Raw genomic sequence first — 24,066 nt, 5'->3', positions numbered from 1 at the left:
CCCTTTGATTATTTACGAGCGATTACACGTTTTACGGCTTCTACAATATCATTGGCAGTTAAGCCATACTTTGCCATTAGTTCTTTTGGTGTTCCACTCTCCCCAAATGTATCTTGGACACCAACGAATTCCATAGGTACAGGCTTATTAGATACTACTACTTCAGATACAGCAGAACCGAGGCCACCAATAATATTATGTTCTTCAGCTGTAACGATAGCACCAGTTTCCGCAGCGGCTTTTATAATTGCTTCAGCATCAATAGGTTTAATAGATGCCATATTAATAACACGTGCAGATATATTAGATTCAGATAAAGTTTTAGATGCCTCTACAGCAGGTCCAACTAATGCACCACAAGCAATAATTGTAACATCAGAACCATCTACCAAAATAGTAGATTTACCTGGCACAAATGAGTAGCCTTCTGTTGTTACATCATCTACACCAGCACGCCCCAAACGAACGTATACTGGGCCGTTATAAGATGCAGCCCATTCGATAACAGCCTCTGTTTCACGCTCATCAGCAGGCACCACTACAGTCATATTTGGCAATGTACGCATACAGGAAATATCCTCTAAACTTTGGTGCGTTGCACCATCCTCACCAACAGTAATGCCCGCATGTGTAGCACATACTTTCACGTTTAATTTAGGATAGCATACAGCATTGCGAATTTGTTCAAATGCACGTCCTGTAGCAAACATGGAGAAAGATGATACAAATGGAATCTTACCTGCCGCTGCAAGTCCAGCACCAACAGAAATCAAGTTTTGCTCTGCAATACCTACGTTAAAGAAACGTTCCGGGCACACAGCTTTAAATGTATCTGTTTTAGTAGATTTGGATAAATCCGCATCTAGTACGATAATATTAGTATTCTCTTTACCAATGCGAGCTAGCGCATTACCATATGCTTCACGTGTTGCTTTACCCATTATTGCACCCCCATAATTTCATTAACAAAGGCTACACCTTGCTCTTCACTTGGTGCTTTACCATGCCAGCCTGCTTGACCTTCCATCTCTTCAACGCCTTTACCCTTTACAGTATGCATGATAATACATGTTGGGCCTTCTGTGAAAGCTTTCGCAGTTTCAATAGCATTATGAAGCTCATCAAGGTCATGACCATTAACTTCAATAACATTCCAATTGAAAGCTTTGAACTTTTCTGGAATTGGTAATGGAGAAAGAACTTTAGTAATATCACCATCAATTTGAAGACCGTTAAAATCGACAAAAGCTGTCAAATTATTCAGTTTATAAAAGCCAGCAAACATTGCAGCTTCCCACACTTGACCTTCTTCAAGCTCACCATCACCAAGAATAGAGTATACACGGTAATCTGCATTATCAATTTTGCCTGCCAATGCCATACCACAAGCCGCAGAAATGCCTTGTCCTAAAGAACCTGTAGACATATCTACACCTGGTGTGTGTTTCATATCAGGATGGCCTTGTAACATATGATTAATTTTACGTAAGTTCAAAAGTTCTTCTTTAGAGAAATAACCTTTTTCAGCCAATGTAGCGTATAGTGCAGGCGCTGCATGACCTTTAGAAAGGACAAAACGATCTCTATTAGGAGCTTTTGGATTTGCTGGATCTACATTCATCTCAACATAGTACAACAAGGCCATCACATCGGCGATGGATAATGAACCACCTGGGTGACCGGATTTCGCTGCCGTTACAGACTGTACAATACCAACGCGAATAGCTTTTGCCTTCTCTTGAACTAATTGTTTAACATCTTGTGTTAATGTAGCCATAGAGACCTCACTTTCTGGATAAAATCCAATATATTAATAATCTTTAAGTAATGAAATAGCAATTTCTGCATTGCGTTGGGAATCTACACGCAATGATTCAATGCGATCATAAGATGCTTGATACTCCTCACGAGAATTCAACAATTTATGACACCATTGATATAAGGCTTCTTCACGCAAATGAGTCATTGTGCCAATAGGCTCTTGACCAATCATATGTAAAAAGCTTGTAATTTTAGGATCATAGGAAATACCAATAACTGGTTTTCCCATTAAAGAACTAAAAACTAAAGCGTGAAGACGTATACCAATCATGAGGTCCACATTTCCAGATAATGACACTTGTTGCTCTGTAGAGAACGGACCTTCTAGCACAATAGCGCCATTCGGCATATAGCTGGCAATGATCTTAGCCTCTTTTGTATCCTCAGGATGTGACATAGGAATAAAGATAATTTCCACATTATCTTGTTCTTGTAATCTGCTCAATACATTAGCTAAGGATTCTCTATACTCTGTATCCTCTTTCCAACTACGAACCGCCACACCAATTCGTTTACGTTGTTCATCTGCTTCAGATATTTTAGATATATACCCTTTCAGAATATGAGAGCCAATTGAAAGATCTGCTGGTTGCATGGCCAATACCGCATCTGCAGTAACTTCTACATCTTCAATTCCCAAAGAAACTAGTTCATCCTTTGAAATAGAATCTCTAACTGTAATAGTATCTACAAAACGCAATACAAATCCAACGGCACGACGTGTTGATGAACGATTTAAAGGACCAATACCTTGGGAGTATAGCATTACTTTTTTCCCAAGCAACTTTGCTAACGCCATAATACTTAAGTAATAGTAAGTATTGCGAATACTAGTAGCATCTTGTAATAAACTACCACCACCACTAATAACAAGATCCGAATGAGCAATTGCTTTTAAGATACCCAATGCAGAAAATGTACCTACAGCATTAATATTATGCTTTTTACTAGTCTCTTTAGGATTACCAGAAATTACAGTAATATGTGCATCAGCCTCTTCTTTACGAATAGCATCGATAATAGCACAAAGCATGGCCTCATCACCAGCATTACCAAAGCCATAATAACCAGAGATAACAATATTACTCATGGTCAACCTCCCTAGCTTGGAACCATTGTGTTACGTACATCATAAACCGTACTGCGATGATAAGAAGCACTCCAAAAAGGGCGCCAATTAACAAACCATCATAACCACGCATGATGGACATGAACACTGGCGTTCTAAGATGACAGAAGGTTTCAACCATCGAAGCAATGCCAATAACACCAGCTAGAGTTAACAAGAAATGAATTACTGTAGGCCACTTACGCATGAACGCAAAGGTAGCTAGCATTAAAGCAGGATGACCAATAATGAACTCTTTTTCACGCGGTCTCGCATACATTGTATTTTCAAGAAAACGACGTAGCATAAGTTCAAAGCCTGGTACAGGAACACCTGCAGTGTGTCCACTACGGCCAACAAATACCCATACTGCACCACCAAGTGCTGCTATTATAAAGAATACATATAATTTAACATCCATAGTTAAGAATTCCACTACAAATGTTTTCGCTTCTTCTTTGGAATTAATCATGCGGCCGTTCCACAATGGGAATCGTTGAAGGTACGCAATAATAACTAAAATAATTGGCAGAACAAAGGTCAACTTAACACCTCTAAAGAGAGCAAACTCCATAAAGAATTTCGTATTGCCCAATAAAGATGCGATATACATTCCGCCAATAGCAGCAAATAATGCAGCAATTACAAGATATAATAAGGCAAGAATCGTAGACTTAATGGCACCTAATGGACGTGCACCATCATAACGGCGCCACTCTTCCATCAAGCGTATCATAGCACCTACAGGAGCCATAATAGCACTAGATAGAGCCCATATTTGAGTAATTAAGGTACCACTTGTAAGAATAAATACAACAATGGATGCCAAAGAAATTCCAAAAAAGGCCACAAGTTGCGTATGCTTAGACATTGGTAACATCATTTGTAGAACATATACAAAAAGTGCTATAGCCCCGATCATTGTAATAACTACTAATAATGGATTTGGTGTATAAACAGGATAAATATCCGCTGGACCAAATTCATAACCTTTTACAGCCAATTTCTCTGTAGCTATGTTAATATAGTTGATTGTAGTCTGTAATACAGTTTCATTATTTATACCTGTTTCATACATCGGAAACAAGTTAAAACGAATATTTCGCTCTATATCACTAATGTAAAAGCGTTGTGCCGCTTCTTCAGGGGTAATTTTCTTTAACTCCTCTTTAGCGATAGTATACACACGACCTACACTATAATTATTTTTGGCCGCCATTTCCAAGAAACCTTGTTGTGGCTCATACTGCAACTGATTTACAGCTTCGATACCAACTAGTGGAATATGGTTTTTATTTAGTAATGCTAATGTTTCATCCGTTAAATTAGGTGCACCTAGAGCTTCTTTACCAGCAAAAATCATCCCTGTTACATGAGGAATGCCTTCAAGTCGTTTAAATACATATTGAATATCTTCAGATGTTACGTTTCTATAGTTTGTTGGACGAACGATAACATTGAAACCACGATCTACAACCTCTTGTGCTTGCAACTTTGAAATACCAAGATTCATCTTTGCATAGCTATCTGCTGTTGCACCATACAATTCAAGAACAGGACCAATACTTGTATTAAGCTCTTTCACCTTGTCCTTGCCAATACGGTGGTATAAATCCTCTCGAATTTCTTTATAATAACCTTCTTTACCTGAAATTAATGCCACATAAGTCGCCCCAGGTTTAATCGCAGCGCCATTAACACGAACAGAGTCCATCTCTTCAGAGCTTAATACTTTAACTTGGCCCGCATCTTTTGCTTTTTCTAACGTGCGATCATAAATAGCAAAAGCAGTCACACCAGCATTATGTAATGCATCAAAAGCTTCTTGTTGACTACGCTTTTCAAAGGCGCTGGCTCGTAAAACTGCATCATAGTCTACAATATTTTCAATATGATTTTGAGATTTCTCAATCTGATGGCGTTCAAATACTAAGTATAAGGAAGATAAAAGACCTATAATAATACAAAGTATAAGAATCCATGAGTACTTACTTTTTTGTGCGTTCCGATGATTCACGACAAATCCTTTCTAGTTGAGTACAGGTTTAACTTTAATGAGAATTTCACCATTATCAACAGTTAAACTTTCCGCTTTTACAGGAATTGGAAAATTGTTAAAGTCATAAATTTGAGTACTTTCTAACACATTAGATGTCATACCAGGAATTGTAGCACCATTTATGGTGAACTTTTTAGGTGAAAACAATAATGTATTGCCCTTTAACTCTAAATTCCCATCTAATTTAACATCCCCTTTAAACACCATGCCTACATTCATTTTACCGGTTAGGCTGATATTATCTTTACTAATGTCAACTTGTACGTCTTGAATATCACTACCTGCTTCATTACTTAAGAAAGTCCCTAAATCAGCTTTATTAATAGTCCCATCAATACTAGCATTCCCAACACTAACGATATCAATTTGTTGACTAGCTAATAAAGAAATTGGATTAACAAAAATTTGTTTAGCATCAAATCGGAAGCTAGCAAAATTCAATTTACCCAGTTTAATATTCTCCAAAGTGCCATAAACACGATCCACCTCACCATATAAAATTTTGAAAGCAGGTTGAGCCTCAACATTTACTGTTTGAGCCGTTGGTTTCAATGTTTCATTTAATTGACTTTCAATACGAGAGCCAATAAAAGATGGTAATAAAAATTGGGATGCCACTACAAGAGCAATAATTAGCACTAATAGGAATAGTAAAAACTTTTTCATAGTATCTCCTAAATTGTTAAGTTAGCCTCTTTTTTTAAGAAACCTTCGATAAATGGGTCTAAGTTGCCATCCATAACAGCTTGAACATTACCAGTTTCTACACTAGTACGATGATCCTTAACAAGATTATATGGATGGAATACATAGGAACGAATTTGACTCCCCCACTCAATTGCTTGGTAGGTACCTCCAATCTGTTCTTTAAGTTCAGCTTGCTTTTCGAGCTCTAACTCAAATAGTTTCGCCCGTAACAAACGTAAAGCTTGTTCTCTATTCTGCATTTGAGAACGTTGTGTTTGGCATTGTACTACAATACCTGTTGGCTTATGGGTCATACGAACAGCAGAATCGGTTTTATTAATATGCTGACCACCAGCGCCACTAGCACGATATGTATCAACTTGAACGTCTTTCATATCGATATTAATTTCTACAGTATCATCGATTTCAGGCATTACATCGACAGCAGCAAATGATGTATGACGTCGAGCCGCGGCATCAAATGGTGAAATACGAACGAGACGATGCACACCTTTCTCAGACTTCAAGTAACCAAAGGCATTTTCACCTTTAACAAGGAATGTAGCAGATTTTATCCCTGCTTCATCACCAGGTTGTTCATCCATTAACTCGATGGAGAAGCCAGATTTTTCAGCCCAGCGCAAGTACATGCGAATTAACATAGAACACCAATCTTGTGCCTCCGTCCCACCAGCACCAGCATGAAATGTTAAAATAGCATTATTTGCATCATATTCACCACTTAACAATAAAAGTACTTCTTGCTTTTCCAAGGTTTCTTCTATTTGCTTAACATATTCCTTGATTTCACTCTCCATGGAGAGGTCATCTTCATCTATAGCCATTTCAAGCATCATATTAGCATCTTCAATATCACTAACAAGTTGCTTATAGCTTTCTACAGCATTTTTTAGTTGTGTGGCCTCTTGAGAAATCTCACGAGCTTTATCTGGATTATCCCAAAATGTAGGATCACTCATCTGTACATCAAGTGTAAATATTCGGTCTTCCTTCTGAGCGATGTTAAAGTGAATCCCTCATCCCATAAATACGTTCTTCTAGATTAGAAATAATCGGTTTTAAATCTTCTAACAATTTATGTTCACCACCTTTAGTTAATTAGCCTATTACATCAATAAACTATTACCTTAACAAAATAGAAAAATGGCCGTTGCCCAGTGGAAATCCCTTTGAGCAACGTGCCATTCACAAATCTTAATCTATGTTTTGTGGCTCCAACACATCTTCATGATGGGATTGTGCACCTTCTAAGTGATCAACTGGTTCTTCGATTTCTTGAATCAATTGTGCACGAATTTTATATAATGCCATGATTGTCTCATCTTGAATAGCTGCAATCATGTTTTGGAACATATCGAAAGCTTCAAACTTATATTCTACCAACGGATTCTTTTGACCATATGCACGGAGGCCAATACCTTCTCGTAGCATATCCATATTATCCAAATGTTCCATCCATTTATTATCAACAACGCGCAACATAATCGCCTTTTCAAGTTGACTAAACATAGCCTCTCCAAGCATATCAACGCGATCTTGATACTCTTCATGAGCAATTTCTAATAAGCGTTCTAATAAGTCTTGACGACTATATTCTTCCATATCTTGAGAAGACATAATCTCCTCTGTTAAGAAATATTGACTTAAATGTTTATAGAGACCTTCATAATCCCATTCTTCTGGATAGAGCTTTTCATCAGCATAAGCATCTACAGATTCGGTAACAAGCTTGTCAATCATTTCATTAATTGTTTCACGCAAGGATTCGTTACGTAAAATACGACGTCGTTGTTCGTATAATACTTCACGTTGTTGATTCATAACATCATCATACTCGAGTACATATTTACGAATATTATAGTTATGATCCTCTACTTTCTTTTGAGCACGTTCAATAGATTTAGTAATCAAAGAATGCTCGATAGGTTCATCCTCTTCCATACCAAGTTTATCCATGATACCTGTAATATTATCAGCACCAAAGATACGCATTAAGTCATCTTCTAATGATAAGAAGAATTGAGAAGAACCAGGATCCCCTTGACGACCAGCACGTCCGCGTAATTGATTATCGATACGTCGGCTTTCATGGCGTTCTGTCCCCAGAATTGCTAAACCACCTAGTTCTGGCACACCTTCTCCAAGAGTAATATCTGTACCGCGACCAGCCATATTAGTAGCGATTGTTACCATTCCCATTTGGCCAGCAGCTGCAACGATTTCTGCTTCTTGTTCATGATGTTTAGCATTCAATACTTTATGAGGTACACCTGCACGCAACAACATGTCTGAAAGTTCTTCAGACTGTGTAATAGATGTAGTACCAATCAGAATAGGTTGCCCTATTTGGTGGCGTTCTACTGCATTTCGTACTACAGCACGATATTTAGCAGCTTTAGTTTTAAAAATTTGATCAGGCAAATCCATCCGGATTAAAGGCTTATTTGGTGGAATTGGTATAACCTCTAATCCATAAATATCGATAAATTCTTTTTCCTCTGTTTTAGCAGTACCTGTCATGCCTGATAATTTATCATACATACGGAAATAGTTCTGGAATGTAACAGATGCTAAGGTTTGGCTTTCGCGTTCAACTTTCAAACCTTCTTTAGCCTCAATAGCCTGATGCAAACCATCAGAGTAACGGCGTCCAAACATCAAACGGCCCGTAAATTCATCGACGATAACAACTTCACCATCTTTAACCACATAGTCTGTATCACGATGCATCATAGCATAGGCACGCAAAGAAGCACCAAGCAAATGATTCAACTCGATATTTTCTGCATCATATAGGTTTTCAACACCAAGCATTTTTTCAACCTTTGCGATGCCAGAATCTGTAGGGGCAATAGTTTTTTGTTTTTCATCGATAACATAGTCTTCATCTTTTATAAGGTGAGGAACAATTTTAGCCAATTTATAATAATTATCAGTGGAACGTTGACCAGGGCCTGAGATAATTAATGGTGTTCTTGCTTCATCAATAAGAATGGAGTCTACTTCATCCACAATGGCATAATTCAATGGTCGTTGTACCATTTGAACAACATCGGTTACCATGTTATCGCGTAAATAGTCAAAACCAAACTCATTATTTGTACCATATGTAATATCACACGCATAGGCTTCTTTACGTTGATTAAAGTCAAGATTAGCCACAATAAGACCCGTGGAAAGTCCTAAGAAATTATATAAACGTCCCATTTGCTCGCTATCACGAGTCGCCAAATAATCATTTACTGTTACAACGTGTACACCCTTACCGGTCAATGCATTCAAATATACGGGCAATGTAGCTACTAATGTTTTACCTTCACCAGTACGCATCTCCGCGATATTACCATTATGAAGGCAAATGCCCCCCATTAACTGTACATCGAAATGACGCATGCCTAAAACGCGTTTAGATGCTTCACGAACTACAGCGAATGCTTCTGGCAATAGGTCGTCTAACGTTTCCCCTTTTTGCAAACGACGTTTAAACTCATCAGTTTTTGCCACTAAGTTAGCATCACTTAATTTAATATAATTAGGTTCAATTTCATTAATATGATCTGCAATAGCACGCATTTTTTTAATTTCTTTTGCGTTATTATTGCCTAATAGCCTTTGTAAAAAGCTTAACAAACAAATCACTCCTCTACGGGACATCTTACATTATTTTATCTAACTTATTATAACGAAAAAGCCTTGAATAGTCAAAGAATTCAAGGCATTTCAAGATTATTTATAATATTATTTTGGCAAAAAAGGTGGATGACTATTTTAAGTCATCCACCTTAATATAATAATCGGCTGATTTAAAGTAGAAAGGAGTTAGGATTAAGTTCAGCCGACATTATATATTATTGAAGTTCTGGCTCGATCAAACCATAGAAACCATCATGTCTACGATATACAACGTTCATCGATTCAGTTTCAGCATTGAAGAACATAAAGAAATCATGACCAATAAGATTCATTTGTAAAATCGCTTCCTCAACATCCATAGGACGCACAACAAAGTGTTTGCGTTTTACAACTTCAATAGTTTCTTCTTCCACAGGAGTTGCCAAAGCTTCAGGATGGAAAGCTTCTTGTTTTTTGAAACGTTTAGCCAAACGAGTTTTATATTTATGGATTTGGCGAACAATTTTATCTACTACTAAATCAATAGCTGCATACATATCATCGTTGGTTTCCACACCACGAAGAACGATTTTATCAACAAAGCATGTAAGTTCAATTGTAGATTTATCTTTTACAACGGATAAAACCGCTTGTGCATTTAACTCATCATCGAAGTAACGAGTCAATTTACTCAATCTTTTTTCGATATATGCTCTTAAGGCATCTGTTACTTCAATGTTTTTTCCTCTAATTGCTACTTTCATAAGTCAACACCCTTTCTAAAAATCATCCACGAGATGCGAGTGTGTGGTATTATATAACCTTATCTCTCGTGTTATATTTAGTATTTCTACATCCAACTGTAAAACTCCTTCTTTTTTATCTAAAAATCTTATATTTTTTGTAGAATTATGTATAAAATGTATATAGAAAATCAAAAACCCTGATAGTATATACTATCAGGGTCCAATTATATATTGTTTTTATAATTTTTTTGGTATGTAGTTACGCTTTAACAACGTTAGCGGCTTGAGGTCCACGGTTTCCATCAACAATCTCAAATTCTACATTTTGACCTTCAGTCAAAGATTTGAAACCTTCGTCTTGGATTGCAGAGTAGTGTACAAATACATCGCTACCGTCTTCACGTTCAATAAAACCATAACCTTTTTCTGCGCTGAACCATTTTACTTTACCTAACATGGTAACATCCTCCTAAAAATATATATATTGTCTTGCTGTCTTGCTCTATATGTGTATCATAACACAGCATGTATAAAATATCAAACAACAATATTTACATTTTTAATGAATATACAAACACTAGAAATAAGAATATCATTTGCTGTAAATCTCAACAATCCCTATATCTATACATGTTATAAATAATTATATACACCCTATAAATTAATTGTATATTTTTATAATCATAAAAATATGTGAATTAAAAATTATTATTTTAAAAAATGACTGTATAAATTATTGTTATATCACAAATATTTATAGCAATAATCGTGTTTTTCAGATTAATCTACCCTGTAAATCTTTATACAAACTCTTTATAATTAATAAATTCAGTCTAAAAGTTATCAAATATATTAATAGATATTAAGCTATACATATATAATAAAAATTAATATAAATAGATAGGTTAAATTTAATGTAAAAAAACAGGAAGCAATTTCTAATTCTAGAATTTGCTTCCTATAATTATATTATTTAATCTAACAAAATTTTATCTAAGAATGATTTTGTTCTTTCATTGGTAGGTGCATCAAATACGCGTTCAGGTGTATTATCTTCTAAAATCAAGCCACCATCAACAAATAACACTCTATCCGCTACCTTTTTCGCAAAGCCCATTTCATGAGTAACGATGACCATCGTCATACCTTCCTCAGCTAAAGACTTCATAACATCTAGCACTTCACTAACCATTTCAGGATCAAGAGCTGAAGTAGGTTCATCAAAAAGCATTACTTTTGGTTTCATAGCTAAAGCACGAGCAATAGCAACACGCTGCTTTTGACCGCCTGACAAAGAATCAGGGTATGCATTGGCTTTATCCGCCAAGCCTACTCGATCAAGTAAAGCTTGACCTATCTTCTTAGCCTCTTCCATAGATGTTTTACGAACCTTAGTTTGTGCTAAGGTAAGGTTTTCCATAACTGTCATATGTGGGAACAAATTAAAGTTTTGGAATACCATTCCTACTTCAGCACGAACGTCATTTAACTTTTTCTTATCAGAAAGATCCATGCCATCTACGATAACCTTACCAGATGTAGGTTCCTCTAAATAGTTCATAGTGCGCAGTACCGTACTTTTACCAGAACCAGAAGGGCCGATGATTACAACTACTTGACCTTGTTTAATATGTAAATTAATACCTTTTAGTACTTCATTTTTACCAAAAGATTTATGTACATTTTCTAATTTAATCATTTAATGCTATATTTCCTTTCAAGATATCCAACTAATTGTGAGATAGTCACTGTCATAATAAGGTAAATCACAGCAACCGTACCCCAGATTTCAAAGGATGCATAGGTTTTAGCAATGATTAATTGACCACGACGTGTCAACTCCTCGAAACCGATAACAGAAACTAAAGAGGAATCTTTCAACATGGCAATAAATTCGTTCCCTAACGGAGGAATAATTGCTTTAAAAGCTTGAGGCATAATGATGTAACGCATGGTTTGTCCCCAAGTTAAACCAAGAGAACGACCAGCCTCCATTTGACCTTTATCAATAGATTGAATACCAGCACGGAAAATTTCAGATACATAAGCACCAGAGTTAATACTACATGCGGTAACAGCCGCAATATATGGATCAATCCGTTGACCTGTAATCATAGGCAAGGCAAAATAGATTAGGAAAATTTGCACCAGTAATGGTGTACCACGAATGATATCTACATAACATTTTGCAAGCAATCTAACTAATCTAAATTTAGATAAATTTGCTAAAGATACTAAAAGACCGATAAAAAAGCCACAACCTACAGACATGGCTGTAATTTCTACAGTCACTAGAGCACCTTGTAGCAAGAGCGGTAAATTATCCGCAATTAACCCCCAATTAAAACTCATAATCTCTCCTATTATTTAAATTCTAAAACTACTGGCATATCAGCAGGTGTATCTACATTAAACCATTTTTTATATAATGTATTAAATTCACCATCAGCCTTCATATCAGCAATTGCTTTATTAATTTCTTCTTGCAATGCTTTGTTATCCTTATTAATTGCTAAGCCCAAATATTCTTTAGTATTTGGATATGCCATAAATTTAATATGTTGATCAGGATGCTTAGTACTGTAATATTGAGCTACAGGTAAATCGATTACAGTTGCATCTACTCCACTATTTTGTAATTCTAACAAAGCTTCATTACTATGGTCAAATTCTTTTACAGTAGTACCTTCAATTTTATGAGCTAAATCTGCACCAGTAGTACCTAATTGGGCTGCAATTTTTTTACCCTTTAAGTCATCAAGAGAATTCACAGCCGTTCCATCTTTATATACTACTGCTAAGGCATTTTCATAATAAGGAGAAGAAAATAATACTTTTTCACTTCTCGCTTTTGTAATGGTCATACCAGATGCAGCAACATCAATATCATGTGTGTTCAAAGCTGGAATCAAAGCATCAAAAGCTACATTTTTTAGCTCTACATCTTTATTAATACGCTTACCGATCGCACGAATCAATTCAATATCAAAACCTGTATAATCTTGAGTTTTTTCATCTTTAAACTCAAATGGAACAAATGTAGCATTAGTGCCAACGACAAGTTTATTAGATGTAGGTTGATTAGAAGAACCACATCCACCAACTAAAGAAGCCGCCATCACTAACATACAACCGCCAAGAATTATTTTTTTTACTTTGCTATTTAACATATTATCAACCTCATTATTTTAACTTACTACTACTTTATAATAGTATATAGATTAAGTATAATTATGTCAATAATTTTGTATATAATTTTAGATGCAATCGCAAAATCTCTATATTTATATTTTAATTTTATACATTGTTTGTATAAATATTACGTTCATGTATAAAAACTTTCCCATAGTTAGTGGTTTTCTATAGATTTTATAATATACAACTGTATAAAAAAAGCACATGAGAAAAGCCTCATGTGCCCCTATACGGCTGACCTGGTCTTTGCCCCCACACTCGCCTGCTGGAAGGTTCGCTCATAAGTCCAAGACTCCCCACTACTACCTCTCTCGATTTTATCGGCAGGACTTACACCTAAGCCGCACCATGCTCACAACCCTTTGGGCTGCTTATGTGGATCGTTTTGCCTGCGACTAGCCTCGACTTTCAACCACAGACCCGTATAGACATATTATAAAGAATAACAGTATTCATGTCTAGTTTTACTATTATTTTAAAAAATTTTGATTATATAGTTAAGTAGCCAAACATAATTTTTTTACCAAACATACTATCGCATAATTCTTAGAACAATGAGAATAAATTTTGCAACCCCTATTTGTTGATGTATAGAAAATTGGAATAGAAAACCTAAAATATTCTTCATAATATTTTAATATTTCTAAAATCACATTTTTTAAGTACCATATCTAGTGGATTCTTAAATTGTCAATTAGTTTTTGTATGCTAAATATGAATACAACATATTTGTAAGAACATACGTATCATACACAAAAAATTATTTATGGTGTATAATTTGTATACTGTTAAATTAGAACGGCCTAAAGTTGTACGATATGAACATAAGTACGAGGGGTTGTACCATATGTTCAGTTTGTTAGTTAGAGGGGTTTATTATGTTTATGTTATCATTGATGCAACCATCAGGTTTGTATGAACTGGAGAAAGATAGTTTAGAAGCCATAAGCGCACAACTTTTACAGATGATACAAATAAAAAGCTATCATCTCTATACACATTCTATCCAGGTTTCAAACTATGCTGTTAGCATCGCAGCTAAAATGGGTTTGCCATTAAATGAAATTGAACAGATTCGTCACGCAGCTCTACTTCATGACGTGGGTCTATTAATGGTACCTAATGCATTAATCCAAAAATCTCCATATCTTAATAAGCAAGAAATGTCTAAGTATAAACAACATGCGGCAAGTGGAGCCAATATGATTGAAAACTATCCTTGCTGCCAACAAATTTTGCCTTATATTCGTTACCATCATGAAAAATGGGATGGCTCTGGTTATCCCAAACATTTACGTGGTGCCAATATTCCGTTAGGAGCTCGAATTATTGCTGTAGCAGATTACTATGATACAACAGTTAATCCTTCTACTGAATTTTGGGCGAAAACAAAAGCTAAAGCAAAAGAAGAACTCTTTAGTGCATCTGGCTCACTCTTTGATCCTGATGTAGTTAAAGCATTTATTGATGTGCTTGGCTAATATGAAATCAAATATTATATTCCTACATTTAGTAATAAAGATTAGAAACTACCACTAGCCAGCGTAAGGGCATCAATGCGTAGCGCTTTATGCTTTTGTAAGACTTTTGCTACAGCTTCAATTGTGGCACCTGTAGTATATATATCATCAACAATTAATATATTCTTATTGGTAAAATCAATATCCTTATAATCAGCACATATAACAAAGGCATCATCAATATTTTGATGTCTTTCTTTATTTGTTAATCCCCACATATCTCGAGAAGTATCAAACTTGTATATACAATCTAACCATTTAAAGTTTTTTCTATCTATCTCCCATAAAGAATGAGCCCATTCAAGAAAGAATAAATCTACTTGATTATATCCTCTCTTAGCTTTTTTCTTTTCGCTAGATGGTACAGGAACAATATAATCATACATAATTTTACAATTACTATTCACAATATTAGACTCATTATATTTCATGTAAAAGTTGTACGATACTAAAAAAGGAGCGGCCCCTTTGGACTGCTCCTTTTTTTCATTAAATTTTACATCGTAAATCATAGACTTTAGACCACCACGATATTCGGCCAACACACATACATCATCTACATAGTGTAAAAATTTATGTGGTACATGACGAATATGTAATAAATCTGTAAAACAAGCTTTACACCAATCCCCTTGTGTTGCCACAGGTGCACCACAGTGAGGGCATACAGGTGGAAATAGGAAATCCCAAAGACTCATTACGAATCACATCTCCCTTGTAGTCGTTCTTTAAACAATGTGTAACGTTCATCGGCATTAACAGTACGCACAGCACGTTCAACTGCGCTCGTAGTACCAACGATGATTACTTTACGCTTTGCCCGTGTAACAGCAGTATACAACAAATTACGTTGTAACATACCACCATAACGTGGAACAAATGGAATAATAACTACACCATACTCACTACCTTGACTCTTATGGACCGTAATAGCATAAGCAGGCATAATCATATGTGCTTCATCGATAGGTAGACGAACCTCTTTATGGATAAATCGGATACAAATATCGGTCCGCGTAATAGCATAGATAACGCCAATTTCGCCATTAAACACTTCTAACTCATAATCATTGAGAATTTGAATAACCTTATCCCCAACGCGATACGTAATGCCATTGACACGAACTTCTCCCTTATAGCTATCTGGAGGGTTTACGGCTTGTTGTACATATTGTGATATCAATGTACTACCTGCTTCACCACGGCGCATAGGAGAAATAATTTGAATATCTAATTCATCCTCTATCGTCTCTTGTTCACGTTTATATACATCAATGATGGCTTTCATCATCATGTCATAAGATTTAACAGGAATAAAAGAAAACTCTTCGCTCACACCTTCCAGGTTAGGCATTTCACCACGGTTAATTGCGTAAGCACTTTCAACGATAGTATTACCAGAGCTTTGACGATAAATCTGATTAAGTCGTGTATAGGGCACACAATCACTATCTAATAAATCTTTTAATACGAACCCAGCACCTATAGGTGGTAATTGATCTACGTCACCCACAATAATGACATGGGCTTCCTTTGGAATAGCAGCCATCAAAGAATAGAATAAACGCACATTAAGCATAGATGCTTCATCGATGATAATGACATCTATATCTAGAGGATCATCTTCATTCTTTGTAAAGTCATAGGAGTCACTACCTTGAACAGGTACCAATAGACGATGAATTGTAGTAGCTTCAAACTCAGTGGCCTCGGTCAGACGCTTTGCAGCACGTCCCGTAGGAGCACAAAGTATAATGCGCCCCAATCCACCGAGTTGGAAACCTTTTACTAGTGCCTTGATGATAGTTGTTTTACCTGTACCAGGACCACCAGTTATAAGAGAAAACTTTTCAAAAAATGAGAGCTGTATAGCTTCTTTTTGAGCATCACCAAAGATAATGTAGTTGTCTCGTTCAAACTTTTCAATAAAACTAGAAATATCTAATGCTATTGGATCAGCTTCTAATAGAAACTCACGAGTATAGTGGACACCTTCCACTTCAGAAACATACATCTCTGGCGGATAGATATATAAGATATCTTCATAATACGTACTATACAGTGCACCTTGTTCCAGCAGGCTTTCAATAAAGTTCGCAATATCATCTACATCAGTTTGTAATAAATCGTCAAGTCGACCGATAAGTTGGTCTACTGGTAAACATGTATGACCTTGATTATCTAGACTACGTAGAATCCATTCTAAACCAGCCTCTAAACGGCGTGTATCACTACCATTAATACCAAGATGCTCTGCTAGTGTATCGGCCGTACCAAAAAGCATATCCGGTGCTACACGTAATAATGTATAAGGATTATCCTCTATAACTGCGACAGACTGCACACCATAATAGGTATATACAATACGACTCCATTTCGATGAAATGTGATGACTTTCAAAAAAATGATTTAAATCAGATAAAATACCTTCGCCAAGTAAGGTATTGAATAGCTCATCCTTAACACTCTTTCGGAGACCTGGAACATCTTTAATCTCTTCTGGACGTTCTTCCCGTAAAATTTCTAAAATACGAATACCGAAATATTCTAGTACCTTCTCTACGGATTTTTCACCAAAACCTTTTATTCCTAGATTCAACAAATAAGTCTTGGCAGCACCCATATTATCAGGTTTTAACTTTTCAACACTGCTCGCATCAAATTGGCGGCCGTACTTTTCATGTTCTACATAGCGGCCCCGTACTTCGATGTCTTCCCCTTCTTTAGGAGACTCAAATTTGCCAGTACAAGTAATGTATTCCTCATTATAATCTTTTAGGATAAACACGCAATATGTACGTTGTGTATTCTCATATATAGTTCGGTATACAAATCCTCGTATGGCGTCCATTATTTCTCCGTATTCGGCAAAGCTTCAATAATTTCTTGCACTGCATCGGTAATACTGCCTTCGTTACCAATTTTAATATGTGCTACTTCTTCATATAAAGGATAACGTTCTTCATATACATTAAAAATATATTCGATACTTTCTTTTACAAGCGGACGAATCTCTAGATCCAAATCATCTAAAATATGATTTACATCGCGGTTAACAAATACAACAAGACCATTATTGCGCATCAATTTAACAGTTTTATCATAGGTAACAGTGCCGCCACCTGTAGCAATGACAGATGGTTTATTGTGAATTAATTCTTTGATTGTACTATATTCATATTCACTGAAAGCATCTTTACCATCGTAAATATAAATATTTTGAACGGATTTACCTACCTTGTCTTGAATCGTTTGGTCTAGATCGAAAAAGTCGCGGCCTAACTCTTTTGCTAGAACCTTACCAACAGTAGTTTTACCTGCGCCAGGCATACCAATGAGAAAAATATGCTTATGCATATGCTCCTTTAAGAACTCATTACTCATAGAAACGACGGTTTTTATATAATTTTCAACATAAGGTGCTAAAACTTTATCTTTACAATTTTGAGTATGTAAAGCAATGATACTTTCATCCCGTTCTTCATCAATAAGTGGTAAGTGATGTTCATCCTTATATTTACCAATTTCTTTAATCAGTGTGAGTCGCTTCTCAAACTCCGTAACTAATACAGAATCAATACTATCTATCTGTTTTCGAGCTTCTTTAATATCCATGAGAACCCCCTTTTATGCATTAGCCAAAATAGCTAGAGCCTGTTCTTCATCTACCTTCATTTGATCGATAAGATCTTGTAAATTATTAAATTTAACTTCCCCTCTAATATAAGAAATGAACTGTACAATTACTTCTTTTCCATATATATCTTGGTCAAAGTTAAAAACGTGTACTTCACATCTATGGTACTGATTTCTAAAGGTTGGATTATCTCCAATATTGCCTACCCCATCATACCAAATACCATCAATACATACACGATTAGCATAGACTCCGTCTGGAGGTGTAGCCATTTCATTAGGAAGTAATAGATTTAATGTAGGAAATCCTAATGTGCGTCCCCGTTGATCACCTTTAATCACAGTTCCTTTAAACTGGAATGGCCTACCTAGCCAATGATTTGCATCCTCCAAATGCCCTTCATGAATAGCTTTTCTAATTTCTGTACTAGAAATAGGTGTACTACTACCATCACAAGGTAATAAAGGCTGTACAAGAACTCGTATATTCTTATCCGCTACCACTTGTTTCATATATTCTGGATTACCAAGCCCCTTTGCACCAAATGTAAAGTTCTCACCGATTACAATAGCTTCCACATTCATATCATTGCAGAGTTCATGTAAGAATTCATCTGCAGTCATTTTTAATAATGCTTCAGTCATAGGTAACCGCAAAATATAGTCAACTTTGAGTTCTTCTAGCACAGTATCCATAATCTCTTCTTGAATCACTCGTTTAGGTACTCGTTCTGGATGTAATATAGTCAATGGATGATGCTCGAAGGTAATGATGATACTAACCCCATCGACTGATATAGCCTCTTCAACAGCCTTATGTATAACTCGTTGATGACCTCGATGAATGCCATCAAAGGTACCAAGGGCATATACTTTTGTATCTTTGATTTGACGTAGTTCATCAAACGAATGTAGTTGCTTCATACTTATCCTTCAATAAAAATATTTTTTTCCACTTTTAATGTGTGGTTGTTTCGTTTCATAATACCAATAAAACCATTCGGTCCATAAGCTCTATAGAGCTGACCTATTTCTGTGAAAGCAAATTCTTTACCAATCGGTAACTGCTTGCCTTCTATCATCATTCTTAATTGTACACTATTTACAGTTACTTTTGAAAGATGAGAAACAGCCGTATCTGTTGGCAACAACAGACTTTCACCATGTAGCATCAATTCTTCGGCCATCTTAGCAGAGCCGATATCAAAAGGGCCTACTTGAGTACGTGCCAAAGAAGTCATAGCGCCAGGAATACCTAAAGCAATACAAATATCGCGTAATAACGAGCGAATATAAGTCCCCCCTGAGCATGTCACACGAACCGTGAAAAAAGGGAATCCATAAGCAATGAGCTCAATATTTTTAATATGAATTTGACGTAATGGTAGCTCTACAGGAATACCTTTACGAGCATATTCATAAGCTCGAATACCATTTACTTTAATGGCAGAATACTTAGACGGCCTTTGCTCCTGAACGCCAGCAAATTTTCTCAAAATACTAACCAATTCTTCAAAGCCTGGTTTAACCATCGTTGTCGAGATTTCTGTAGATTGAATAGCTCGATTCAATACAATACCATCTCGCAATAGCATATCATTATCTGGCAATACAGGTTGTCCTGAGCTATCTTCAGTATCTGTAAAAGTACCCAATTTACATTCTGCTACATAGGTTTTATCAAATTCATCCGTGTATTCTATAAGGCGCGTAGCCTTACCAAGAAACACAGGCAATACACCATAAGCCATAGGATCCAATGTACCGCTATGACCAATGCGCTTTTCCTTTAGAATACGACGACAAATAGCAACGGCATCATGGCTTGTAATGCCAGGTGGTTTTAAAAATGGTAATATCCCATCCATTATTAAATTACCTCAATGAGAGCTTGTTTTGCCTCTTCTAATGGTAGATTAATAGTGCAACCTGCAGCACGAATATGACCACCACCACCAAAATGGCTTGCTACAACGTTCACATCAATACCTTTGGAACGTAAACTTACACGTGTTATATCATCAGCTTCTGCTTTTAATAAAATTGCCACGTCTACAGTATCAACATTTCTAATAATATCTACAAAACCATCTGTATCATCGCCAAGAATAGTCATAGCCTCACGATTCAACTCGATGGTAGCAATCGTATCATTCTTGTAAAACTCGATAGTTTGCATAACTTGTTTTGTTAATTCTAAACGACTGGCAGATACGGCTTCTATGGTTTCAGAAATAACATTTGGTCTAGCCCCTGCAGCTACACATTTGGCAGCCATCTCAAGAGTATTTGCTGTAGTATTGCTAAATTTAAAGAAACCACAATCTGTAGCAATCGCCATATATAATGCAGTACCCATAGATTCAGTGATAGGCCAATTCCATTTTGTACATAAGTCGGTAACAATTTCACCAGTAGCAGCAAAGTCAGGCTTTAAATATAGATGGTCCGCGAATTCTGTATTAGAAATATGGTGATCTATATTAAAAATAGGTGCACTCCAAAGTGCACCTACTTTGCCAATTCGCTCATACGTGCTAGCATCCAAAACCATAAGCATATCAATATCAACTGGATTAGTTTCAAAATACGCTACATCATGAATGTGGTCCGTATATCGTAAGAATGTGTACTTCTCAGGAACTACATCATCCACTACCATATATACAGTTTTACCTTGTCCTACAAGGGCTTCGTAAAAGGCTACCATGGACCCAATAGCATCACCATCAGGTCTAATATGGACGGTTAGCATAATAGAATTAGCTTCACACAGAGCCATATGTAATTGATTAATAGTAATCTTACTCATGTTCTGTATCCTTTTTGTTAATTTGTTTCTTCATCCTTTTTGATTTCATTCAAAAGGGATTCAATATGCATGCTATAGTCTAAAGACGTATCCTTATCAAATGTGATAGAAGGAATATGGCGTAATTTAAGTACTTTGCCAAGCTCTGTACGAATATGACCTGCTGCATGCTTTAATGCGATAAGGGTATCTTCTTTTTCCTTATCGGAACCAAACAAGGAGACATAAATCGTAGCTTCACGTAAATCACCTGTTACATGAACATCGGTAATAGTAGTGAAGCCGATACGCGGATCTTTCAATCCGCGCATCAACATTTGACTTACCTCTTGTTTGATAAATTCTTGTAATTTTCTGACACGAACATCACTCATATAAACCTCCTATAATTGAGGTGCAATTTCTTCCATCAAGTAAGCTTCAATAACATCGCCTTCCTTGATGTCGCGGTATCCTTCTAAGGAGATACCACATTCAAAGGATGTTTTAACTTCCTTAACTTCATCTTTAAATCGACGTAAAGAATCAACCTTACCTTCAAATACAACGATGCCGTCACGAATTAAACGAACTTCAGAGTCGTTAGTAATACGACCTTCTGTTACATAAGAGCCAGCTACAATAGCCTTTGGTGTGGAAATAACCTGACGCACTTCTGCACGACCTACGACAACCTCTTTAAATTGAGGCGCCAACATACCACGCATAGCAGATTCAACGTCATTGATAGCATCATAAATTACACGATATGTACGCAAGTCAACCTTTTCTTGTTCCGCTGCACGTCGAACATTAGCATCAGGGCGTACATTAAAGCCCATTACAATTGCATTAGATGCAGATGCCAACATGATATCCGATTCATTAATAGCACCTACTGCAGCATGAACAATAACAATACGAACCTCAGGGTTTTTAATACCTTCTAAAGATTGACGCAATGCTTCTACAGAACCTTGAACATCGGCTTTGATGATAATATTAAGATCCTTCAACTCGCCTTGTTGAATTTGGTTGAAAATATCATCTAATGTAACTTTATGTGTAGCTTGCAATTCTTGAACCCGTTGTTTAGCAATACGTTTTTCAGCAATTGCACGTGCTTCGTTGTCATCCATACCATTTATAATTTCACCGGCTTGTGGAACTTCGGAGAAGCCCAAAATTTCTACCGGCATAGACGGACGAGCAACTTTTACTTTTTCACCGCGCTCATTAGTCATGGCACGTACTTTACCGTATGCAGTACCAGCAAGTACTGTATCACCTACACGAAGAGAACCTTTTTGTACCAAGACAGTACATACAGCACCACGACCTTTATCAAGTTGAGCCTCGATAACTACGCCATATGCCTTACGGTTAGGGTTCGCTTTCAATTCCATAACCTCTGCTACGAGCAAGATATTTTCAAGTAAGTCATCAATACCTTGCTTTTGTTTAGCAGATACTGGGACCATGATGACATCGCCGCCCCATTCTTCTGGTAAAAGTCCATGTTCAGACAATTGTTGTTTAACATGGTCTGGGTTAGCACCTGGTTTATCCATTTTGTTGATAGCTACAATAATAGGTACATCTGCAGACTTCGCATGGTTAATGGCCTCGATAGTTTGTGGCATTACTCCATCGTCAGCAGCTACTACGAGAACTGCGATATCTGTAGATTTTGCACCACGTAAACGCATAGCAGTAAACGCTTCATGACCAGGTGTGTCAAGGAATGTGATTTTATTATCCTTGTAGCGAACTTGGTACGCACCGATATGTTGAGTGATACCACCAGCTTCGCCAGCTGTTACATTAGTTTGACGAATTACGTCCAACAAGGATGTTTTACCATGGTCAACATGACCCATAATAGTTACTACAGGAGGACGTGGTTTTAACGTTTCTGGTGCATCTTCAATTTCGATAACATCTGTAGGATCTTCTTCTGGTTCTACTTCAGTTACAGTTACACCGAACTCTTCAGCTACAATAGTAGCTGTATCTACATCAACCTCTTGGTTAATGCTGGCCATAACACCTAAAAGCATCAATTTTTTGATGATTTCAGATACTTCACGACCCATTTTTTCAGCTAATTCTTTAACAGTTAAAGGACCGCTCAATTCAATTTCTGTAGCAATTGCTGCTTCAGCTTTACGTTCAGCTTCTGCTTTTTGCTGTAAGTACTGCTCGTTACGATGTTTTACGCGATTCTTCTTTTTTTGCATAGATGTAGATAACAAGGATTGAGGGCGGTTATTGCCACCTTTTTTATTTTTCTTGTTACGGCGATCATTATTAGAATTGCGGTTATCGTTATTGCGGTTGTCGCTATTACGATTATCGTTGTTGCGATTATCATTATTACGCGCATCATTAGAACGAACGTTATTACGGTTATCATTATTGCGGGTATTATTAGGGCGATTGTTAGCGCGGTCTCCACCATGTTGGTTACCATCGGATTTGCGTGTAGGCTCAGAGATTTGTACATGACGTACATTGCCTTTTTTATGGTCCTTTTGTTTAGATTGATCGTCTTGTTTTTGACCAGATTGTTTATGTTTATCTTTTTTCTGTTCGTTAGAACGATTTGGATGTTGTTTATGTGACGCAACTTCTTGTTTATGAGCTGCAGGAGCAGACTTTTGTTCTACCTTTTTTTCTATTTTTTGTGCTACTTTAGGAGCTTCAGATTTTTTACCTAATTGTTTTTTTACAATTTCATAACCTGAATCATCTACAGAATTAACTGCTTTCGTAACATTGATATTATTTTGTTGCAAGATAGAAATGACCTGCTTACTTTCTACGCCGAACTCTTTGGCGATTTCATGAACGCGCTTTTTGGACATCTA

The 24,066-nt window shown here is 36.5% G+C and carries 21 protein-coding genes; 1 reads left to right on the top strand and 20 read right to left on the bottom strand.

Features of this window, described 5'->3' with window-relative positions; genetic code table 11:
* Window positions 1-8: 8 nt before the first annotated feature.
* From HMPREF0874_RS00980 to HMPREF0874_RS00925, 12 genes are all read right to left on the bottom strand, one after another.
* On the bottom strand, window positions 9-941 hold the full coding sequence (locus HMPREF0874_RS00980) for a transketolase family protein (protein ID WP_004697368.1): 933 nt from the start codon (window positions 939-941) through the stop codon (window positions 9-11).
* The gene (locus tag HMPREF0874_RS00975) at window positions 941-1,777 is read right to left on the bottom strand and encodes a transketolase (RefSeq protein WP_039964921.1); all 837 of its coding nucleotides are present in this window, start codon (window positions 1,775-1,777) and stop codon (window positions 941-943) included. The genes HMPREF0874_RS00980 and HMPREF0874_RS00975 overlap by 1 nt, the downstream gene beginning before the upstream one ends.
* Window positions 1,778-1,810: 33 nt before the next feature.
* Window positions 1,811-2,911 (bottom strand): polysaccharide pyruvyl transferase CsaB, encoded by a 1,101-nt coding sequence (gene csaB / locus HMPREF0874_RS00970; RefSeq protein WP_004693157.1) that lies wholly within the window; start codon window positions 2,909-2,911, stop codon window positions 1,811-1,813.
* Window positions 2,904-4,946: a DUF5693 family protein gene (locus HMPREF0874_RS00965; protein WP_008600787.1), complete on the bottom strand. Its 2,043-nt coding sequence runs from the start codon at window positions 4,944-4,946 to the stop codon at window positions 2,904-2,906. Before HMPREF0874_RS00965 ends, csaB begins: the two co-directional genes overlap by 8 nt.
* 12 nt (window positions 4,947-4,958) lie before the next feature.
* Entirely contained in the window at window positions 4,959-5,654 is a 696-nt protein-coding gene (locus HMPREF0874_RS00960) for an LmeA family phospholipid-binding protein (protein WP_004697145.1), read from the bottom strand.
* Between the two features lie 8 nt (window positions 5,655-5,662).
* Window positions 5,663-6,770, bottom strand: a protein-coding gene (gene prfB, locus HMPREF0874_RS00955) for a peptide chain release factor 2 (RefSeq protein WP_206669385.1) whose coding sequence is annotated in 2 segments (ribosomal slippage) — window positions 5,663-6,712 and window positions 6,714-6,770 — 1,107 coding nt in all. Because the reading frame shifts where the segments join, the coding sequence is not laid out codon by codon here.
* A 120-nt stretch (window positions 6,771-6,890) separates the two neighbouring features.
* Window positions 6,891-9,326 carry a preprotein translocase subunit SecA gene (gene secA, locus HMPREF0874_RS00950; RefSeq protein ID WP_004693148.1) on the bottom strand — a complete coding sequence of 812 codons (2,436 nt, stop codon included), beginning with the start codon at window positions 9,324-9,326 and terminating at the stop codon, window positions 6,891-6,893.
* A gap of 218 nt (window positions 9,327-9,544) precedes the next feature.
* Window positions 9,545-10,072, bottom strand: a complete 528-nt coding sequence (gene hpf / locus HMPREF0874_RS00945) for a ribosome hibernation-promoting factor, HPF/YfiA family (protein WP_008600782.1) — start codon at window positions 10,070-10,072, stop codon at window positions 9,545-9,547.
* Between the two features lie 241 nt (window positions 10,073-10,313).
* On the bottom strand, window positions 10,314-10,511 hold the full coding sequence (locus tag HMPREF0874_RS00940; protein ID WP_004693056.1) for a cold shock domain-containing protein: 198 nt from the start codon (window positions 10,509-10,511) through the stop codon (window positions 10,314-10,316).
* Between the two features lie 516 nt (window positions 10,512-11,027).
* Window positions 11,028-11,753 (bottom strand): amino acid ABC transporter ATP-binding protein, encoded by a 726-nt coding sequence (locus HMPREF0874_RS00935; protein WP_004693054.1) that lies wholly within the window; start codon window positions 11,751-11,753, stop codon window positions 11,028-11,030.
* Window positions 11,750-12,406, bottom strand: a complete 657-nt coding sequence (locus tag HMPREF0874_RS00930) for an amino acid ABC transporter permease (RefSeq protein WP_004693053.1) — start codon at window positions 12,404-12,406, stop codon at window positions 11,750-11,752. Before HMPREF0874_RS00930 ends, HMPREF0874_RS00935 begins: the two co-directional genes overlap by 4 nt.
* Window positions 12,407-12,417: 11 nt before the next feature.
* Window positions 12,418-13,224 carry a basic amino acid ABC transporter substrate-binding protein gene (locus HMPREF0874_RS00925; RefSeq protein ID WP_008600779.1) on the bottom strand — a complete coding sequence of 269 codons (807 nt, stop codon included), beginning with the start codon at window positions 13,222-13,224 and terminating at the stop codon, window positions 12,418-12,420.
* Window positions 13,225-14,127: 903 nt separating this feature from the next.
* Between HMPREF0874_RS00925 and HMPREF0874_RS00920 the strand changes: the two genes are divergently transcribed.
* Complete coding sequence (locus HMPREF0874_RS00920) at window positions 14,128-14,730, top strand: HD-GYP domain-containing protein (RefSeq protein WP_039964918.1); 603 nt, start codon at window positions 14,128-14,130, stop codon at window positions 14,728-14,730.
* A 41-nt stretch (window positions 14,731-14,771) separates the two neighbouring features.
* On the opposite strand, the gene HMPREF0874_RS00915 is transcribed toward HMPREF0874_RS00920, so the two are convergent.
* Genes HMPREF0874_RS00915 through infB form a run of 8 tightly spaced genes read right to left on the bottom strand, consistent with a single transcriptional unit; the run spans window position 14,772 to window position 24,063 of the window.
* Window positions 14,772-15,467: a ComF family protein gene (locus HMPREF0874_RS00915; protein ID WP_004693022.1), complete on the bottom strand. Its 696-nt coding sequence runs from the start codon at window positions 15,465-15,467 to the stop codon at window positions 14,772-14,774.
* A complete protein-coding gene (locus HMPREF0874_RS00910) occupies window positions 15,467-17,620 on the bottom strand; it encodes an ATP-dependent RecD-like DNA helicase (protein WP_004693020.1) in 2,154 nt (717 codons plus the stop codon). The genes HMPREF0874_RS00915 and HMPREF0874_RS00910 overlap by 1 nt, the downstream gene beginning before the upstream one ends.
* The gene (locus tag HMPREF0874_RS00905) at window positions 17,620-18,384 is read right to left on the bottom strand and encodes a shikimate kinase (protein ID WP_004693019.1); all 765 of its coding nucleotides are present in this window, start codon (window positions 18,382-18,384) and stop codon (window positions 17,620-17,622) included. Before HMPREF0874_RS00905 ends, HMPREF0874_RS00910 begins: the two co-directional genes overlap by 1 nt.
* Before the next feature lie 12 nt (window positions 18,385-18,396).
* Window positions 18,397-19,329 carry a bifunctional riboflavin kinase/FAD synthetase gene (locus HMPREF0874_RS00900; protein WP_004693017.1) on the bottom strand — a complete coding sequence of 311 codons (933 nt, stop codon included), beginning with the start codon at window positions 19,327-19,329 and terminating at the stop codon, window positions 18,397-18,399.
* 2 nt (window positions 19,330-19,331) lie between these two features.
* Complete coding sequence (locus tag HMPREF0874_RS00895; protein WP_008600773.1) at window positions 19,332-20,273, bottom strand: tRNA pseudouridine(55) synthase TruB; 942 nt, start codon at window positions 20,271-20,273, stop codon at window positions 19,332-19,334.
* Between the two features lie 2 nt (window positions 20,274-20,275).
* Window positions 20,276-21,217, bottom strand: a complete 942-nt coding sequence (locus HMPREF0874_RS00890) for a bifunctional oligoribonuclease/PAP phosphatase NrnA (RefSeq protein WP_004693013.1) — start codon at window positions 21,215-21,217, stop codon at window positions 20,276-20,278.
* Window positions 21,218-21,234: 17 nt separating this feature from the next.
* Window positions 21,235-21,591, bottom strand: a complete 357-nt coding sequence (gene rbfA, locus HMPREF0874_RS00885; protein WP_008600771.1) for a 30S ribosome-binding factor RbfA — start codon at window positions 21,589-21,591, stop codon at window positions 21,235-21,237.
* A 9-nt stretch (window positions 21,592-21,600) separates the two neighbouring features.
* Window positions 21,601-24,063, bottom strand: coding sequence for a translation initiation factor IF-2 (gene infB, locus HMPREF0874_RS00880; RefSeq protein WP_008600769.1), 2,463 nt, complete (start codon window positions 24,061-24,063; stop codon window positions 21,601-21,603).
* Window positions 24,064-24,066: the final 3 nt, after the last annotated feature.

Source organism: Veillonella sp. 6_1_27 (genome assembly GCF_000163735.1).
In the GTDB taxonomy this organism is placed as follows: domain Bacteria; phylum Bacillota; class Negativicutes; order Veillonellales; family Veillonellaceae; genus Veillonella; species Veillonella parvula_A.
This window is presented reverse-complemented; position numbering and strand designations above follow the sequence as displayed.

Excerpts from the sequence above, each read along its gene's own strand:
- HMPREF0874_RS00980 (WP_004697368.1), bottom strand. The coding sequence starts at position 941 with ATGGGTAAAGCAACACGTGAAGCATATGGTAATGCGCTAGCTCGCATT.
- HMPREF0874_RS00975 (WP_039964921.1), bottom strand. The coding sequence starts at position 1,777 with ATGGCTACATTAACACAAGATGTTAAACAATTAGTTCAAGAGAAGGCA.
- csaB (WP_004693157.1), bottom strand. The coding sequence starts at position 2,911 with ATGAGTAATATTGTTATCTCTGGTTATTATGGCTTTGGTAATGCTGGT.
- HMPREF0874_RS00960 (WP_004697145.1), bottom strand. The coding sequence starts at position 5,654 with ATGAAAAAGTTTTTACTATTCCTATTAGTGCTAATTATTGCTCTTGTA.
- hpf (WP_008600782.1), bottom strand. The coding sequence starts at position 10,072 with ATGAAAGTAGCAATTAGAGGAAAAAACATTGAAGTAACAGATGCCTTA.
- HMPREF0874_RS00940 (WP_004693056.1), bottom strand. The coding sequence starts at position 10,511 with ATGTTAGGTAAAGTAAAATGGTTCAGCGCAGAAAAAGGTTATGGTTTT.
- HMPREF0874_RS00935 (WP_004693054.1), bottom strand. The coding sequence starts at position 11,753 with ATGATTAAATTAGAAAATGTACATAAATCTTTTGGTAAAAATGAAGTA.
- HMPREF0874_RS00930 (WP_004693053.1), bottom strand. The coding sequence starts at position 12,406 with ATGAGTTTTAATTGGGGGTTAATTGCGGATAATTTACCGCTCTTGCTA.
- HMPREF0874_RS00925 (WP_008600779.1), bottom strand. The coding sequence starts at position 13,224 with ATGTTAAATAGCAAAGTAAAAAAAATAATTCTTGGCGGTTGTATGTTA.
- HMPREF0874_RS00920 (WP_039964918.1), top strand. The coding sequence starts at position 14,128 with ATGTTTATGTTATCATTGATGCAACCATCAGGTTTGTATGAACTGGAG.
- HMPREF0874_RS00915 (WP_004693022.1), bottom strand. The coding sequence starts at position 15,467 with ATGAGTCTTTGGGATTTCCTATTTCCACCTGTATGCCCTCACTGTGGT.
- HMPREF0874_RS00910 (WP_004693020.1), bottom strand. The coding sequence starts at position 17,620 with ATGGACGCCATACGAGGATTTGTATACCGAACTATATATGAGAATACA.
- HMPREF0874_RS00905 (WP_004693019.1), bottom strand. The coding sequence starts at position 18,384 with ATGGATATTAAAGAAGCTCGAAAACAGATAGATAGTATTGATTCTGTA.
- HMPREF0874_RS00900 (WP_004693017.1), bottom strand. The coding sequence starts at position 19,329 with ATGAAGCAACTACATTCGTTTGATGAACTACGTCAAATCAAAGATACA.
- HMPREF0874_RS00895 (WP_008600773.1), bottom strand. The coding sequence starts at position 20,273 with ATGGATGGGATATTACCATTTTTAAAACCACCTGGCATTACAAGCCAT.
- HMPREF0874_RS00890 (WP_004693013.1), bottom strand. The coding sequence starts at position 21,217 with ATGAGTAAGATTACTATTAATCAATTACATATGGCTCTGTGTGAAGCT.
- rbfA (WP_008600771.1), bottom strand. The coding sequence starts at position 21,591 with ATGAGTGATGTTCGTGTCAGAAAATTACAAGAATTTATCAAACAAGAG.
- infB (WP_008600769.1), bottom strand. The coding sequence starts at position 24,063 with ATGTCCAAAAAGCGCGTTCATGAAATCGCCAAAGAGTTCGGCGTAGAA.